This is a genomic window from Neobacillus drentensis NBRC 102427, from assembly GCF_001591445.1.
In the GTDB taxonomy this organism is placed as follows: Bacteria; Bacillota; Bacilli; order Bacillales; family Cytobacillaceae; genus Neobacillus; species Neobacillus drentensis.
In genome coordinates this window covers 138,330-155,722 of sequence record NZ_BCUX01000009.1, presented here as the reverse complement: position 1 = coordinate 155,722, position 17,393 = coordinate 138,330, and the positions used below count along the sequence as shown (strand labels likewise).

At 38.0% G+C, this 17,393-nt stretch carries 15 protein-coding genes and 1 other annotated feature; of the genes, 14 read left to right on the top strand and 1 reads right to left on the bottom strand.

The genetic code is table 11. The annotated features are described in order from the left end of the window. Positions 1–55 precede the first annotated feature (55 nt). On the top strand, positions 56–1,102 hold the full coding sequence (gene ysxE, locus BDR01S_RS05795) for a spore coat protein YsxE (protein WP_066257955.1): 1,047 nt from the start codon (positions 56–58) through the stop codon (positions 1,100–1,102). Positions 1,103–1,122: 20 nt separating this feature from the next. Here the strand turns inward: ysxE and BDR01S_RS26805 are convergent, their stop codons facing one another. Further along, positions 1,123–1,314: a YszA family small membrane protein gene (locus BDR01S_RS26805; RefSeq protein WP_066257951.1), complete on the bottom strand. Its 192-nt coding sequence runs from the start codon at positions 1,312–1,314 to the stop codon at positions 1,123–1,125. Positions 1,315–1,466: 152 nt separating this feature from the next. Then, positions 1,467–1,702 (top strand) — a binding site (T-box leader). Between the two features lie 51 nt (positions 1,703–1,753). On the opposite strand from BDR01S_RS26805, the gene BDR01S_RS05785 reads away from it, so the two are divergent. From BDR01S_RS05785 to BDR01S_RS05725, 13 genes are all read left to right on the top strand, one after another. Then, positions 1,754–4,396, top strand: coding sequence for a valine--tRNA ligase (locus BDR01S_RS05785; protein WP_066363057.1), 2,643 nt, complete (start codon positions 1,754–1,756; stop codon positions 4,394–4,396). 270 nt (positions 4,397–4,666) lie between these two features. Continuing rightward, the gene (locus BDR01S_RS05780; protein WP_066257949.1) at positions 4,667–5,989 is read left to right on the top strand and encodes a bifunctional folylpolyglutamate synthase/dihydrofolate synthase; all 1,323 of its coding nucleotides are present in this window, start codon (positions 4,667–4,669) and stop codon (positions 5,987–5,989) included. A gap of 60 nt (positions 5,990–6,049) precedes the next feature. Then, positions 6,050–7,765 (top strand): sensor domain-containing diguanylate cyclase, encoded by a 1,716-nt coding sequence (locus BDR01S_RS05775; protein ID WP_082797312.1) that lies wholly within the window; start codon positions 6,050–6,052, stop codon positions 7,763–7,765. A gap of 207 nt (positions 7,766–7,972) precedes the next feature. Further along, a complete protein-coding gene (locus tag BDR01S_RS05770) occupies positions 7,973–8,428 on the top strand; it encodes a prepilin-type N-terminal cleavage/methylation domain-containing protein (RefSeq protein WP_066257947.1) in 456 nt (151 codons plus the stop codon). 2 nt (positions 8,429–8,430) lie between these two features. Beyond that, on the top strand, positions 8,431–8,835 hold the full coding sequence (locus BDR01S_RS05765; protein ID WP_066257945.1) for a type II secretion system protein: 405 nt from the start codon (positions 8,431–8,433) through the stop codon (positions 8,833–8,835). A 5-nt stretch (positions 8,836–8,840) separates the two neighbouring features. Next, positions 8,841–9,785: a type IV pilus modification PilV family protein gene (locus tag BDR01S_RS05760; protein ID WP_157413015.1), complete on the top strand. Its 945-nt coding sequence runs from the start codon at positions 8,841–8,843 to the stop codon at positions 9,783–9,785. A 23-nt stretch (positions 9,786–9,808) separates the two neighbouring features. Beyond that, positions 9,809–10,639, top strand: coding sequence for a hypothetical protein (locus tag BDR01S_RS05755; protein ID WP_169801416.1), 831 nt, complete (start codon positions 9,809–9,811; stop codon positions 10,637–10,639). A gap of 72 nt (positions 10,640–10,711) precedes the next feature. Then, positions 10,712–12,040, top strand: a complete 1,329-nt coding sequence (locus tag BDR01S_RS05750; RefSeq protein WP_066257938.1) for a G5 domain-containing protein — start codon at positions 10,712–10,714, stop codon at positions 12,038–12,040. Positions 12,041–12,055: 15 nt separating this feature from the next. After that, a complete protein-coding gene (locus BDR01S_RS05745; RefSeq protein ID WP_066257934.1) occupies positions 12,056–13,717 on the top strand; it encodes a GspE/PulE family protein in 1,662 nt (553 codons plus the stop codon). Positions 13,718–13,728: 11 nt separating this feature from the next. After that, positions 13,729–14,778, top strand: a complete 1,050-nt coding sequence (locus tag BDR01S_RS05740; protein ID WP_066257932.1) for a type IV pilus twitching motility protein PilT — start codon at positions 13,729–13,731, stop codon at positions 14,776–14,778. After that, entirely contained in the window at positions 14,771–15,988 is a 1,218-nt protein-coding gene (locus BDR01S_RS05735; RefSeq protein ID WP_066257930.1) for a type II secretion system F family protein, read from the top strand. The genes BDR01S_RS05740 and BDR01S_RS05735 overlap by 8 nt, the downstream gene beginning before the upstream one ends. Positions 15,989–16,120: 132 nt before the next feature. Beyond that, complete coding sequence (locus BDR01S_RS05730) at positions 16,121–16,612, top strand: prepilin-type N-terminal cleavage/methylation domain-containing protein (RefSeq protein WP_066257929.1); 492 nt, start codon at positions 16,121–16,123, stop codon at positions 16,610–16,612. A gap of 21 nt (positions 16,613–16,633) precedes the next feature. After that, entirely contained in the window at positions 16,634–17,377 is a 744-nt protein-coding gene (locus BDR01S_RS05725; protein ID WP_235846496.1) for a prepilin peptidase, read from the top strand. The last annotated feature ends 16 nt before the right edge of the window (positions 17,378–17,393 follow it).

Sequence of the window (17,393 nt, the reverse complement as noted above, 5' to 3'; positions counted from 1 at the left end):
ATACGCCGCTAACCGGGCGATTACGCTTTTAAAATTGAAAGTGAGTTGAGTTCTCATGAGTAACTCGAATCATATAGAAACAATTACACCCATCTTAAAAAATTACCTTGTCGAGCCTTATTTTGTGGAGGATTTCGGCAGTGTCCTAAAGGTTTATTCAAACAAAGGCAACTTTGCTCTAAAAAAAATTGATCCGAAGACTGGGACTGACTTCATTCGCCATGTTCATCTTCTGTACCAAAAGGGGTACAATCGCATTGTCCCTATTTACCCGACGATGGACGGCAGATATGCGGTCTTACACAACGATTATCTTTATTACTTAATGCCGTGGATGTCGAATGAGCAGAAGGAAGACCGCCAGCAAAAAAACCATCAGCTCTTTCGCGAACTCGCACGTCTTCATACACTTTCCGCCAAAGAAATAGAATTGAACAAAGAAGAGCGAACCGAGCATTATGAAAAGACGATTCAACAGCATGAAAAACAACAGGAATTCCTTGATGGCTTCATCGACGAATGTGAAAAAAAGACCTATATGTCGCCGTTCGAATTGGTATATTGCCTCTATTACAATGAAGTCAGCCAAGCGCTCAAGTTTTCGAAAACAAAATTTGAAGAATGGTATGAAAATACAAAGGATAATGAAAAGGCCCGAATGGTCATTACGCACGGGAAATTGTCATCAGAGCATTTCTTGTACGATGACAAGGGATACGGCTTTTTTATAAATTTTGAGAATGCTCGCTATGGCTCACCTATCCATGACCTCTTGCCGTATTTATCACGTGCCTTAAATACCTATCCGAAGCGAAGCGACACAGCGATTGACTGGGTGTATAACTACTTTAAATACTTTCCGTTTAGAGCAGATGAAAAGTTATTATTCTACAGCTATTTAGCACTTCCAATTCCCATTATCCAAGTGGCAGAAAGCTACTACCGAAAGTCTCGTCCGAAGAATGAATTAAAATATGTCCGTCAGCTGCAGCACCGCTACTGGCATTTGAAAAATTCCGAGTATGTCGTAATGAGAATGACCGAAATGGATGCACAGGCAGCCGCTGCCTCAGCAGCAAAAGAAGGAGCCCAGCCGCAGTAGTTATCTGCAAAATGGGCTCCTTAAACGATTTCAAAATATAGTGACACGGCGATTGCAACAAAAACCGTTAGCAAAAATATATCTATAAACGTAGGAATGATTAGTGTTCGAAGAAATTGAAAGATAACAAAAGGAATAATTAATTGACCACAAACTCTCCGACAAGTCCTAAACCAGGGTTGGAATTTAAATTTATTGAAATTTCTCTTCACCCGACAACCCCCCTCATTATTTAATTTATGTATATTCCACAAGTGCGGAGAAATCTCCAAAAACAATGCATATAGTATAAAAAATAAAAAAAATGGTTATCATTATTGACGTCAAACCCTCTTTTTCGGTAGTATTACAATATAATTTAATTACATAAGCAACGACAGGGAAGAGTACGATGTCAACCTGCTTCAAGAGAGGGAAATCACTAGCTGGAAGATTTCCTAAGCAGAAAATCGGAAGGTCGCCCACGAGCTTCTTCTGCGAACGGATTTAAAAGATCCTATTAGTTGAAGACGGACTAAATCCGTTATCTACATAAGTGCCAATCAGTTTTTTGATTGGAAAAAAGGTGGTACCGCGAAGCAAACTCCATTCGTCCTTTTATGACGAATGGGGTTTTTATTATGGAAAAGGAAACAAAGGAGGAATTTTTAAATGGAAACAAAGGAATTAACAATGCCTACGAAATACGACCCGCAAACGATTGAAAAAGGTCGTTATGAATGGTGGCTAAAAGGTAAGTTTTTTGAAGCAAAAAATGATGAGGGCAAAGAGCCATACACAGTAGTTATCCCGCCGCCAAACGTAACCGGGAAACTTCATTTAGGTCATGCCTGGGATACCACGCTACAAGACATCGTAACTCGAATGAAACGGATGCAGGGGTATGACGTTCTCTGGTTACCAGGGATGGACCATGCGGGGATTGCCACCCAAGCAAAGGTGGAAGAAAAACTTCGCAGCGAAGGTAAAAGTCGCTACGATTTAGGACGAGAAAAATTCGTTGAGGAAACATGGAAGTGGAAGGAAGAGTATGCGTCCCATATCCGTCAGCAGTGGTCAAAATTGGGCTTAGGCTTAGATTACAGCCGTGAGCGTTTCACGCTTGAGGAGGGCTTATCTGATGCGGTTAAAGAGGTGTTTGTTACCCTTTATAAAAAAGGCCTCATTTACCGCGGAGAATATATTATTAACTGGGATCCGTCCACTAAAACAGCTCTCTCAGATATCGAAGTAATTTATAAAGATGTTCAAGGTGGATTTTATCATATGAGTTATCCGCTTGCCGATGGTTCTGGACATATCGAGGTTGCAACGACTCGTCCAGAAACGATGCTTGGTGATACTGCGGTTGCCGTTCATCCTGAAGATGATCGTTATAAGCACCTGATTGGTAAAATGGTCATTCTGCCAATCGTTGGCCGTGAAATTCCAATCGTAGGAGATGACTATGTCGATATGGACTTCGGATCGGGTGCCGTAAAAATTACTCCTGCCCATGACCCGAATGATTTTGAAGTCGGTAATCGCCATAATCTAGAGCGAGTTCTTGTTATGAACGAAGACGGCTCAATGAATGATAAAGCCGGCAAGTATAAAGGACTCGACCGTTTTGAATGCCGTAAGCAAATCGTCAAAGACTTGCAAGAACAAGGCGTACTTTTCAAAATTGAAGAGCATCCGCATTCCGTAGGTCACTCTGAACGTAGCGGGGCCGTTGTTGAACCATACCTATCAACTCAATGGTTCGTTAAAATGCAGCCGCTCGCCGATGAAGCGATTGACTTACAAAACAAAGATGAAAAAGTAAACTTTGTTCCCGATCGTTTCGAAAAAACCTACCTGCGTTGGATGGAAAATATCCGCGATTGGTGCATTTCGAGACAGCTTTGGTGGGGGCACCGCATTCCTGCTTGGTACCACAAACAAACCGGTGAAGTATATGTGGGGACAGAAGCACCTGCAGATGCTGAGAACTGGGAACAGGATAAAGATGTCCTTGATACATGGTTCAGCTCCGCTCTATGGCCGTTTTCAACGATGGGCTGGCCTGATACTGAAGCTTCCGACTTCAAGCGTTACTTCCCAACCGATGTATTAGTAACAGGCTATGATATCATCTTCTTCTGGGTATCAAGAATGATTTTCCAAAGCATCGAGTTTACAGGCGAGCGTCCATTTAAAGATGTCCTCATCCATGGTCTCGTTCGTGATGAACAAGGACGTAAAATGAGTAAGTCACTTGGAAATGGCGTAGACCCAATGGATGTCATCGAAAAATACGGTGCCGATGCCCTAAGATATTTCCTTTCTACCGGAAGTTCTCCAGGTCAGGATTTACGCTTCAGCTTTGAAAAAGTAGAATCGACTTGGAACTTTGCCAATAAAATTTGGAATGCCTCCCGCTTCGCGTTAATGAACATGGACGGAATGGCTTACGAAGAGATTGATTTCAGCGGAGAAAAATCGGTTGCCGACAAGTGGATTTTAACACGCTTAAATGAAACGATTGAACATGTGACAAGACTATCTGACCGCTATGAATTTGGTGAAGTGGGCCGTGCCCTTTACAACTTCATCTGGGATGACTTCTGTGATTGGTATATTGAAATGGCGAAATTGCCGTTATATGGTGAAGATGAAGCAGCCAAGAAAACAACTCGTTCGATTTTAGCACATGTGTTAGATCAAACGATGCGTTTATTACATCCATTCATGCCATTTATCACCGAGGAAATTTGGCAGAACCTTCCACACCATGGGGAGTCGATTACAACTGCCGCATGGCCAGAAGTAAATCCAGCACTTTCTGACGATCAAGCAGCCCAAGAAATGAAACTGCTCGTAGAAATGATTCGTTCCGTACGGAATATTCGTGCTGAAGTAAATACACCAATGAGTAAGAAAATCAAAATGCTTGTTAAAGCAAAGGATGAAACAATCCTCAAATCGATTGAGAATAACCGCAGCTATATTGAACGCTTCTGTAATCCAGAAGAATTACAAATGGGTGTTGCACTGGAAACTCCTGAAAAAGCAATGACTGCGGTCATCACTGGTTTAGAGATCATCCTGCCGCTTGAAGGCTTGATTAACATTGACGAAGAAATTGCTCGTCTCGAAAAAGAATTTGAACGTTTGAATAAAGAAGTAGACAGAGTTCAGAAGAAATTAAGCAACGAAGGCTTCATGAAAAAGGCACCAGAAAGTGTTGTAGCTGAAGAGCGTGCCAAGGAAAATGATTACCGCGAGAAGAGAGCAATTGTCGAAGCGCGAATTAAAGAATTAAGAGGATAATAATTAGGTTGGCGGGGCGAATTCTCAAAGGATTCGTCTCGCCTTATTACTTTGACACGAAAATAACATTCAAAAGCCTGTTTTAATGGTACAACTATTCAGCAAACTACAATTTATCAGCGGTTTTCAGTAATATATCAGCGAAACTGTCTAATATATCAGCGAAATTTGGATTTTATCAGCGGAAAATCCACTTTTATCAGCGAATCTAAAAATAGATGCAGTTTAGAAGGAAATCCTTAAAACTAAAATAAAGATGGGGTGTCACGTATGTTTACTACCTATAAAGAAGCCCTTGAGTGGATCCATGCAAGGTTAAGACTTGGGATTAAGCCTGGTTTAAAGCGGATGGAATGGATGATGGACAAGCTTGGCCATCCAGAAACGAAAATGAAGACGGTTCATATTGGCGGTACAAATGGCAAAGGCTCAACCGTTACCTTTCTCCGTTCGATTCTTGAAGCAGGCGGATATAAAGTAGGTACCTTTACCTCGCCCTATATTGAACAGTTCAACGAACGAATCAGTGTCAACGGGAAAGCGATAATGGATGAAGAATTACTCCAGCTAGCAAATGTCATTCGCCCGTTGGCGGACGAGTTAGAGGAAACCGAACTTGGCGGGCCAACCGAATTTGAGGTCATTACTGCCATGGCGTTCCATTATTTCGCCACCATGAACCAAGTGGACATTGTCATTTTTGAAGTAGGTTTAGGCGGCCGTTTTGATTCTACTAATATCATACAACCGTTAGCTTCAATCATTACAAACATTGGTCTTGATCACACGAACATCCTTGGTACCACCTATGCAGAAATCGCGTTTGAAAAAGCAGGGATTATCAAAGCGAACACCGCTATTTTTACTGCTGTCAAACATCCTGATGCGCTTAAGGTCATTGAGGAACAAGCAGAAAAGAGGAATGCACCTCTTTACCGCTTAAATCAGGAATTTTCGATTAGTGACCATCAATCCCAAGCGAAAGGCGAAGTCTTTAATGTTATCACCCCATTTCAACCAATCGACCAGCTTGAAATCAGCATGATCGGTCAGCATCAAACGGAAAATGCAGCCCTTGCCGTAGCAGCGGCTCAATTTTTAAATCAAAAGGGGTCATTCCTTCTCTCTGAACAAGCGATTAAAACCGGTTTAAAAAAGGCGTACTGGCCAGGTAGATTTGAAATTCTTTCTGAAAACCCGTTTGTGATCATCGATGGGGCCCATAATGAAGAAGGGATAACAGCGCTAACTCACGAATTAACAACTAGATATCCAAAACGCCAGATTCAGCTTGTATTTGCGGCGTTAACAGATAAAAAGCTGGATCAAATGATTGCTAAGTTGGATAAAATAGCAGCCCAAATTACCTTTGTCAGCTTTGATTTTCCGCGCGCGGCTAAGGCGGAACAATTACTCAAAATTAGTCAATCACCGAATAAACTAGCGGTCGAAGACTGGGGTCCCTATCTAATAGAAGAAATTCGAAGCCTTGAAAACAACACCATGTTAGTCATAACGGGTTCCCTTTATTTTATTTCAGAGGTAAAACCATTTTTAGCTAACTATTTGAAAAATAAGATAATTTCTTTATGACAAGTTATTTTGATAATGGTAAAATAATGGTATCTAACTAAGAAAGAGAGGAGGATAAGCATGAAAGTAAAAACGTACATCAAAAGTTTAATTGTTCTTACGTGGATTCTTTTCGTTCCGGTGGGAACCTGGTTAATCTATAAGGCTTATCCACCCACTCTCTCTGGGCAATGGTTAGATATTTTTGCCTTTTTGCTGTTAACCTGTGTGGTTGCAACGATGCCAATTGTCATAAATGAAATGTTTATCTTTTTAATTCAATGGGTGGCGCTTGCTACCTTTTTACATTTTGGTTTATTTGTTGAAATTATTTTTGCACAAGTAGCTGTAGTGGTTTTACTTCTCAAGATGAGGATTCTTCGTAAAGGTGAATTATACCGCCTCCCAGTTAACTTGAATATGTTCTTTATCGTTTCCGTAACGAGCGGGATGGTCTATTACTTGCTTGGTGGACAGTCTGGCCCTAACTTTGAATACGATACCAAGTCATTATGGCTTGCTATTCTTTATGCAGTGGTAAGTTATTCGATGAACCAAATCATTGTTTCTTTCAATCTCTATTTTATCTATAAAAGCAAGAAATCTTATTTTGGAAAGGATTTCATTGTTGAGACAATTACAACTTTCATCACCTTCCCCATTGGTTTGGTCCTATATATTCTCTATAATCAGTTCGGAATCTTAGCCGTCCTGTTTGTCGGTATACCGTTTGTAAGTTTATCAATGATTTTCAGACTCTATTATTCAAGTGAAAAAATAAATGAATATCTGCAAAAAGCGACGGAGATTGGCCATCAGATGGCCGAGCGCTTGAAGGTCGATGACGTGGTAGATTTGTTAATTCAGAAGTTAAGTGAAATGCTCCCGGTTGACTATGCTTATATTTTCGAAGTAACTAAGAATGATGAACTTCAATTGGTTCGAGGGATTGAAAGTGGCTTAGCCAATGATTTACCATCTGTGAAGAAAAATGAAGGAATTAGCGGGATGGTTTGGTGCGAGCAAAAGACCTTCTTATATTCAGCCAGGAAAGAGTGGCGCCAGTATGCCAACGGCCATATTCCTGATGACGCAGAAAGTATTTTAGGCGTTCCGATCCTTAGAAGCAAAAAAGTAATTGGAGTATTGTTACTTGCATCGAAGCGAAAGCGTGCTTTTGAAAAATTCCAACTGATGATAATAGACATCCTGTGTTCCCACTTTGCTGTTGCGATTGAAAATGCCAAGCATTATGAACTGACAAAAAGGCAAAGTGAACACTGCTCATTAACCAAACTCTATAATTATCGCTACTTTGAAAATCTGCTAACCGAGGAATTTGAAAAACTAATGCGATTCGAGCGCCGTCAGCTCTCACTTATCATTCTCGATATTGATCACTTTAAAGCAGTCAACGATACCTATGGTCACCAAAGCGGAAATGAGATCCTCTTTGAACTTGCGACTAGACTAAGTCAACTTGTAGGGGGCCGTGGCACGGTTGCACGTTATGGCGGTGAAGAATTCGTCGTTCTGTTACCTGATACTTCTAAAGAAGATGCCTACCAAATCGCCGAACAAATTAGGAAAATGATCTCCAATTGGCCATTTACCATCCAACAATCATTGGATTTAGAAAAAACACAGAAGGTCATGATTACCGCTTCAATTGGGGTGGCAACTGCACCAGAGGATGCGGAAGATGCACTTGCGTTGATTCGACATGCGGATCGAGCCTTGTATGTTGGGGCGAAACGGGCTGGCAGGAATCGGGTTGCGGAGTATTCGTCTTGCTAGAACTTGTAGTTGAAAATTATTGATATGTAAAGGTCGATTCATACGAATCGACCTTTTACTGTTTTTGGAATAGAAAATAGAAATATTTTAACCTTTATGGATTTGACATTACCTGATAAAATAGGACTATTAATAAGAAATTTTTGTATATTTTTTTGTGAATTTGTAGAATAATGGGATTATAGCTTTGGATGGGGGAGAAAAGTAATGAAGAAACTAGTAAAAAATGAAAATGGTTATACATTACTAGAAATTCTTCTATCACTCTCTATTTTATCTATAGTTATTCTTGTGTTTTTTGGCTTCTTCATCCAATCTGCAAAATTTTCAGTTCAAAGTCAAAATAAAATGTCAGCTGGACAATTGAGTCAAGAAATATTAGAAAAAGTAAAAAGTAACTTTGAGACTGTCAAAAATGATATTGATGGCGCAAAAAAATTGAATACTACGGGATGGAATAAGTTATACAGAACTAGTATAACTGGCGAATATAGTATTAATATAGGAAATCAAATTTATTATCCTCAGGTGAAAATAATACCTGCTAAGGATCAGAATGGAGAATTTTCTACTCAACTTTATTACATTCAGGTAGAGGTTGGAGTACGTGAAAAAGGGGTATGGAACAAAAAGTTTGAAACGTATGGGTTTAAGGGGAATTAGTTATGAAAAAAAACGGTTTTACACTAATTGAACTGTTAGTAGTTTTAGCTATTATGGGATTGGTTCTTGGAGTCATCTTTTCTATGTTTAGTTCAGGAATTAAACAAGGAGAGAAAACGAAAAATAGAATCTATTTGCAACAAGAAGCTAATTACGTATCAACAGTACTTCGAAAAACACATCAAAATAAACCAGAGTATACAATTGAAATAACGAATAGTGAGATAAAGATTGATGGTATAAAAATTTCTGATAAGTATAATTACGTAGCATATATAAAATATAACAAAATTCCTTATATTAATGGTCAAAAAATAAACAGCAGTTATCCAGTAGAGATTGAAATAAAGTTCAGCAAAGACGGAAACGACTACACACTGAGAACTACATTATCTAGAGGGGTGTAGAGATGTTGAGAGAAGAGAAGGGGTCCACCTTAATTACTGTTTTGTTAATGATCGTTGTTTTTACTGTTATTGGCCTTTCCTTAATTGGCATTAACGTAAACAATTCAAAACAAGTATCTAAATCCGGTAATGATATACAGGCTACAAATCTTGCTGAGATGGGTACAACCCACTTAAAAGAAGATATTTTTACAAAAATTGCAAGTGATGAATATAAAACAAAAGACCTTGAGGAAATAAAAAAAAGTTTACAATCTGAATTAGACACGATAATCAATCATGATTTTCAAGTAAATACAAGTAACAAAACAAAATTTAAAATTGCAGCGGCAACAGTGCAAAACGAAGTAGTTGGAAACAATGAAATAATTAAGGTCAAATTTACATCTGTTGGAACTTCGGAGAATGATCAAACTAGAAAAGTAATTGGAACCTTTAAACTTTTAAGAGGAAAAGGTGTATCATTCCCACCTAAGCCTCCTAACATTACAGACGCTAATACCTATCTTAACTCTATTGTATATAAGGGAAATTATACAAAAACAGAACCTGTTTATTATTATAGTGGTTTTACAATGAATCCACCCACAACTCTTACTTTTACTGTAACAGCAGACCTTTATGCAAAAGGAACTATTAGGCAAGAAGCAAATACTGATTTAACGGTGTGGGGTAATGCACATGTTGAAAATCCATACCCAAAAACAAATAATCCTGGGAATGGGAATTTAGGATTAATGTGTGTTGAAAAAAAACTATTTATTTATAGTAATTTAAATTTTGATATAAAAAAACTTAGTGATTATGGTTACACTAGCTGCAGTCAGGTGGTTGCACATAGACCCCCCTTGAATGGGGTCTATGCAAAGGATTATGAGTATATAAGAACTACAAGTCCTGATAATTGGAGTAAAGGAAATCTAACAATTGAAGATATTGAATATAAATAACTGGAATATTTCATTTTAAGTCCTTGATTATAACTAATAGATTAATCCCCAATACTTTAGGGAGTGAGATAATGGCAAGTCTACTGTGGGCCTTAGGGGCTGTATTCATTTTAATACTATTTATAATTTTTTTACCATTAGGTCTTACTATTAAAGGAAAGTTTACAATTCCTTTTGTCAGCTTTATTCTGTCACTTGGAGGGATTTCAGCTTCAACAATTTTTCCATTGTGGCAGACTGCAATAATGCTTCTTGCACTGGTCTTTATTGCAGCATACTTTATAAATAATCGAATGGGAAAAGTAATATTCAACGAAATCTCCAATATTGAGGAAAGTATTGTAGAGGAATTAGAAAATTATAAAATTGCTCACGACGATAAAATTGGTGATGGTAATTTGGGAGAAATTGTCGAGGAATTAGATTTACTTGATATCTCAAATATTAATAAAGTAAAAGAAGCGGAGATAGAGTTAAGTCCCTCGCTAGTAATGTCTAATGGTGAGGAAATAACAGATGCTGATTCGGAAACAATTGATGAGGACATTTCATTCTTACTAGAAAGAAATAAAGAAGTAGTTGTAAATGACCAACCTGAAGTTACAGGCCAGGAAAACGGCTATTTATCTGATATTGAAAGTTTACTAGAGATTGAATCTGAGCAAGAGGATCTGCTTGAACTCTCACCTATAACAGTTGAGGATGAAAAACCTGAACAGCTTAACGAGGAGGAAGAAGAGCCTTTAGATGATTCTATTTTCGATTTTCTCCTTGCGCAAAAAGAAGTAGCAGCAGAACGTGATGACAGTTTGGATGAAATTACTCCGAAAGAAAAGGTAAGTTTACAAAAATAACTTACAATACTTGTATATATAATAGATTACTTGTTGAAGTATAATGTGAGTGTTTGAAGGGAGGCAAATATTTTGGGCAAGAATAAACAAATGATCAAATTGTTTGTTGTTTTACTTTTTAGTACGGCATTTATGTTTAGTTTCTCCCTTTATGGTGCGAAAGCATTTGAAATAGTTACAAATGTAGACGGGAAATTCTCAGATGGTACTACTATCAGTGCTTTAGATGTTTCAGGTAAGACTGAGGATGAAGCTAAAAGTCTATTAGAGGAAAAGTACGTGGACTGGCTTAAAGATACATCTATTAACCTGCAATATGGGGAAAAAATAGCTTCATTTGATTTAAACCAATTCCACTTAGATTCTCAGCAAACGATCGATTCATTAAAGGATGGGCAAAAAAATTCTGCTTATATTACGGTTGATAAATTAAAAGTTGGGGAGCAACTTGGAATTTTATTTCCTCAATTAAATTCTAGTGATGTTGATTTAGACAAGCTTACGAATAGTTTAAATTCAACAAGTGTACTATTTGAATCTGGTTTACAGACCTTAGATTTGCATCAAGACTTCTTACTTGCTAGTAAAACAGAAAAGGATGCTGTCTTAAATTCTGCAGTAATTACGATGAAGGAATTACCGTTTGCTTTGCAAAGCATAATTGATAACAACCCTAAAATTGAAATTCCAGAAGGTGCATCTTTTTCACTATTAGATTTTGCTAAAAAACAAAAAATTACTGACGTAGATTCATTAAACATCATTGCTACCGGAATCTATCAAGCGATACTACCTTCTAACTTTTCGATAGTGGAAAGAAACATTAGCAGCTCTTTACCTAGTTATTCTAGTTTTGGATACGAAGCTAAAGTAAATTTAACAAAAAAGGCAGACTTAGTGATAACAAATCCCAATAAAGCAAAGTATATTCTTAAACTTACCTTAGAAGACAAGCAGATGAAGGTTACTTTGAAGGGTGAAAAGTTAGTCTATAAATATCAAATTAGTACTAAAGACGAACAAAAGTTAGCATTTAAGACAATCATTCAATATAGTCCGCTTCTTCTCCCAGAAAAATCTAAGATTCAAACGAAAGGAAAGAAGGGTCAAATTGTTAGGGTTTACAGGGAAGTTTATCAAGGTGACCAATTCCTTAAAAGTGAACTGATTTCAGAGGATTATTATCCTCCGTCATATCAGATTGAAATTCATGGATTGGCTGGCAGCGCACCAGCAGGTACCCAAACGACTGATACCACTGGTAATCAAGCTGATAGCAGTACCGAAACCAACAATCCATCCATTTCGGATGGAAGTGAACCGACTACAACTACTGATACTACCCAACAAGATCCTAATGACAATGACCTATGGGGTAAGCCAAATGAACAACCAAAATAAAAGCAGGGATGTAAAATGAGGCAAGCACGAAAAAAACTTGGTGATTTATTAATTGAAGAAGGACTGATTACTCCTGAGCAACTCCAGACCACATTAGATGAAAAGGATTCTAGTCAAAAACTTGGAGATGCCCTTTTACAAAGGGGTTATTTAACGGAACAGCAACTAGTGGAAGTGCTTGAATATCAACTTGGTATTCCACACGTAAGCCTGTTTCATTTTCCATTTGATACGAATCTTTTTTCACTGATCACAAAAGAAACAGCAAAAAGGAATCTAATTATTCCGTTAAAAAGGGATGGAAATAAGCTTTTTGTAGCGATGGCAAATCCAATGGATTTTATCGTGATTGACGATTTACGGTTGTCGACGGGTTTCCATATTGAGCCCGCCATTGCTACGAAGGATGATATTCTCCGTACCATTAATAAATATTATGATGTTGATGATGGACTCGATGAATTACTAGACGAACTTCCACTAAATGATCGGGACAGAAATGAGGATGTAACCGATCAAAATTCACCGATTGTTCGTTTGGTTAATCAAATTTTGATCAATGCTGTCATTCAAAGAGCTAGTGATATTCATATCGATCCACAAGAGACAAAGGTAGTTGTCCGATACCGAATTGATGGTGTTTTACGGAATGAACGTGTTCTACCTCGAAATATGCAAAGTGTATTAACAGCTAGAATTAAAATCATGTCTAATCTTGATATCACTGAGCATAGGGTCCCACAGGATGGGCGAATAAAGCTGAATCTCGACTTTCATCCTGTTGATCTCCGTGTTTCAACGCTACCAACTGTTTACGGTGAGAAAATTGTTATGCGTCTCCTAGACATGGGATCGACTTTAAATGATTTAAGCAAACTTGGTTTCAATTCCTTAAATATGAAGAGATTCTCTGAGATGATTGAAAAGCCAACAGGCATTGTCCTTATTACCGGGCCAACAGGATCAGGGAAGTCCTCGACCCTCTATGCGGCTCTCAATAAACTAAACAGCGAGGCAGTTAATATCATTACAATTGAAGATCCAGTTGAATACCAATTAGAAGGAATTAACCAAATTCAGGTGAATCAAAACGTTGGGATGACCTTCGCTGCTGGACTTAGATCAATACTCCGTCAAGACCCGAATATTATCATGGTCGGAGAAATCCGTGATAAAGAAACGGCTGAAGTGGCAATTCGTGCTTCGTTAACCGGCCACTTAGTATTAAGTACTCTTCATACTAATGATTCAATTGGAACAGTTACCAGGCTGATTGACATGGGAGTAGAACCATTTTTGTTAGCCTCTTCTTTAAGTGGAATTGTCGCTCAGCGACTTGTCCGAAAAGTGTGTCGTGATTGTGCAGAAATTCAAGAACCATCAAAGCGGGAGGTAGAGATTTTTGCCAAACGTGGAATGAAGATTGACAAAATTACCCGAGGAAAAGGTTGTTCATCCTGTAGTATGACAGGCTATAAAGGCAGGCTTGCTCTCCATGAAGTATTGGTCATAAATGACGAAATGAGTCGAGCAATGATGAACGGCGAAACGTTTCAAAAAATGAAGGAATTGGCTAATAAAAATAGAACGATCTTTTTACTAGATGATGGTTTATTAAAAATAAAACAAGGTTTAACCACAACCGAAGAAGTATTAAAAGTTGCTATTCTGGAGTAGGAGAAATTAATATGAAAGTGAAAATTGACGCAATATTACGTGCTGCGATTGAATATAAAGCTTCTGATGTTCATTTAACAGTGGGATCTCCACCAGTCTTGCGCATAAATGGTGATCTAAGAAGATACGGAACAGATAAAATAATGCCAGATGATACAGAGGGAATGGCTAAAGCAATTATCCCTGAAGGTATGTGGGAGTTATTCAAGGAGAAGGGGGAACTAGATTTCTCATATGGTGTACCTGGAATCTCTCGTTTTCGTGTCAATGCTTATCATCAGCGAAAAAGCGTTTCAATTGCCCTAAGAACGGTTGCATCGAAAACACCGACAATTGAAGAGTTAGACTTACCTGATATCATATCAAAGCTTGTAGAGAAGCCTCAGGGGTTAATACTTGTTACGGGACCAACAGGAAGCGGAAAATCAACGACACTTGCTTCAATGATTGATTATATGAATCGAACAATGCGAAAGCACATTATTACGTTGGAGGACCCAATCGAATATCTACATCGCCATGGAAACTCAATTATTGATCAGCGGGAAGTCGGTTTTGATACCAATTCGTATGCCAGTGGTTTAAAGGGCGCACTTCGACAGGATCCAGATGTTATTCTTGTTGGTGAGATGCGTGACATAGAAACCATGTCTATTGCAATAACGGCCGCAGAAACTGGCCACCTTGTTCTGGGCACGCTTCATACTTCAAGTGCACCGACGACAATTAACCGTATCATTGATGTATTCCCATCTGCGCAACAGCCACAAATTCGTGTACAGTTAGCATCTGTATTAGTAGGCGTTATTTCTCAACGTTTATTTCCGACAGTGGATAAAAAAGGCCGAAAAGCAGCAACTGAAATAATGGTTAACAACGCTGCAATTGCAAATCTAATTAGAAATGAAAAGGTTCACCAAATTCAAAGTACAATGCAAACGTCCCGAGCGCAGGGTATGCATACGCTTGAAATGAGTATTAGAGACCTTATTGATCGAAACATTATCCAAAAGGAAGTGGCATCGCAATACTTACATGAAAAGATGATGATGAATGGCTAGATTTAAATATACTGGACGTGATCGTAAAGGAAAACGGCAAGGCACCGTGAACTCAGGTTCCAAGCGGGAAGCAATGGAAAAGCTGAAGGAGGAGGGAATTAGGGTCATTGAAATGACTCAAGTACCCGAGACTCTAATGACAAAGGATATTTCATTAGGAGCACCTGTTAAACTTGAACATTTTGTCATTTATTTAAGGCAATTTTCAACACTTATTAAAGCAGGGGTTACGGTTGTTGAAGCTACAGCTATTTTGGCTGTACAGACAGAGAGTAAGGCTTTAAAAAAAGCATTATTTGATATAGAACAAGAATTACGAGAGGGAAACCCTCTATCAGAAGCAGTATCAAAGCATAAGAAAATATTTAACTCGATGTTTATTAACATGATTAATGCAGGTGAAGTTAGTGGGAATTTAGATGAGACATTAGATCGACTAGCAGAGCATTTCGAAAAGCAACATTATACCAGGCAAAAAATTGTTTCTGCTCTATCATATCCAATTGTAGTTGGAATTCTTGCTATTGCTGTTGTAATATTTTTACTTGTTACGATTGTCCCTACTTTTGCAAAAATGTTTGATGATATGGGGGGAGAACTACCAGCAATAACAAGAATTGTCCTTAATGCTAGTAATTTCGTGCAATCCTTTTGGTGGTTAATAGTTCTTATTATTCTTTTATTTGTGTTATTATTTACCTATTTTAAAAAAAATAAAAAAACGAAATACTACATGGATTATTTGTTTTTGAAAATTCCTGTATTTGGAAATTTGCTTCAAAAGGCTGCGCTTGCTAGGATGATGAGAACCCTAAGTTCATTATTTTCCAGCTCGGTTCCTATCCTTCAAGCAATGTCCATCGTTGAGAAGGTAGTTGAAAATGAAGTAATTGCAAAGGTTATCCTAGATTCAAGGAATGCTCTTGAAAAGGGACAATCAATGACGGGACCGATGAAAGACCATTGGGCGTTCCCCCCTCTAGTAACGCAGATGATTGCAATAGGTGAGGAAACTGGAGCTCTTGATACGATGCTTTCAAAAATAGCAGAGTTCTACGAAAAAGAAGTTGATACTGGAACAGACCGTCTAAAATCCTTAATAGAGCCATTAATGATAGTATTTCTAGCAGGGATTGTTGGTACGATTGTTACAGCAATAATGGTGCCACAATTCGCTATGTTCGACCAATTTCAGAATATGGGGCAATAAGTTACAAAAGTATTCAAAAAATGATAAAAAAAAACAGCGAGTACAAATATTCTCTTTTCTTCTACATGTAAATTACTGTATAATACAAGAGACTAAAATAATAGGTTCATAGAACCATAAGGAGATGGAAGTATGTTTAAAAAGTTAAAAAATAAGCTAAAAGAACAAAAAGGTATGACGTTAATAGAATTGCTAGCGGTAATTGTTATTCTAGCAATTATTTCAGCAATTGCAATTCCAAGTATTTTAGGATTAATTAATAACAGCAAAAAAGATGCCCATGTAGCAAATGCTCAGCAGATGATTAATTCTGCAAAACTAGCATACTCTGGTGACAAAGATATCCAGGATGATGTGACAGGTGGAATTAAGGATGCGACTGATCCAGCAGGAGCAGTAATCACTTTAAAAACATTAGTTGATGATCAATATCTGGAGGAAATGGAAGACCCAGATGGTGGTAGTTACAAAGATACTTCTGCAGTAGTAATAGTAAACACAAGTGGGAAACTAACTTATATGGTTTACCTTGACGGTAGCAAAAAGAAAATTGGAACTTCTGCAGACGAATCAGGTTCTGGAGCTGTTTCAGAAAAATCATTAAAGAGAAGCTCCGTAAAGTAAGATATGATTGAAATATTATTAATGTTATGTTTCATATATGGAATAACTTTGGGTTCGTTCTTTAATGTGGTAGGTCTTCGAGTACCTGTGAAGAAATCAATTGTCGCGCCAAGGTCTGCCTGTCCAGCCTGCGGTCATCAATTAAAACCATATGAACTTATTCCAGTAATTTCATATTTGCTCCAAGGGGGAAAATGCCGCGGCTGTCAGTCGCGGATTTCTCCTATCTATCCAATTTTTGAATTACTTACTGGATTACTGTTTATGACAGCACCATTAGTTATTGGCTGGTCTGGTGAGTTTGTGGTAGCACTAACACTAATCTCGATGTTTATGATAATCATAGTTTCAGATATTCACTATATGCTCATCCCTGATAAAATTCTGATCTGGTTTGCAGGGATTTTTTTATTGGAACGGATTATTTGGCCGTTATCCCCTTGGTGGGACAGCCTCTTAGGAGCTGTAACCGGTTTTACTCTTCTCCTCATCATTGCTCTTGTCAGTAAAGGCGGAATGGGTTTTGGAGATGTGAAACTCTACGCATTAATTGGTTTGGTATTAGGATTTAAACTAGTACTATTGTCCTTCTTTCTATCGACATTATTCGGAGCTGTGATCGGCGGGGTGGCCTTAATTTTTAAAATCGTCAAAAGACGGCAGCCAATTCCTTTTGGACCGTTTATTGCCGCCGGAACATTGACAGCGTATTATTGGGGATCGGAATTAATTGATTTGTATATACATTTCCTTAATCAAGGATAAAAACTTAAGGGGTTTT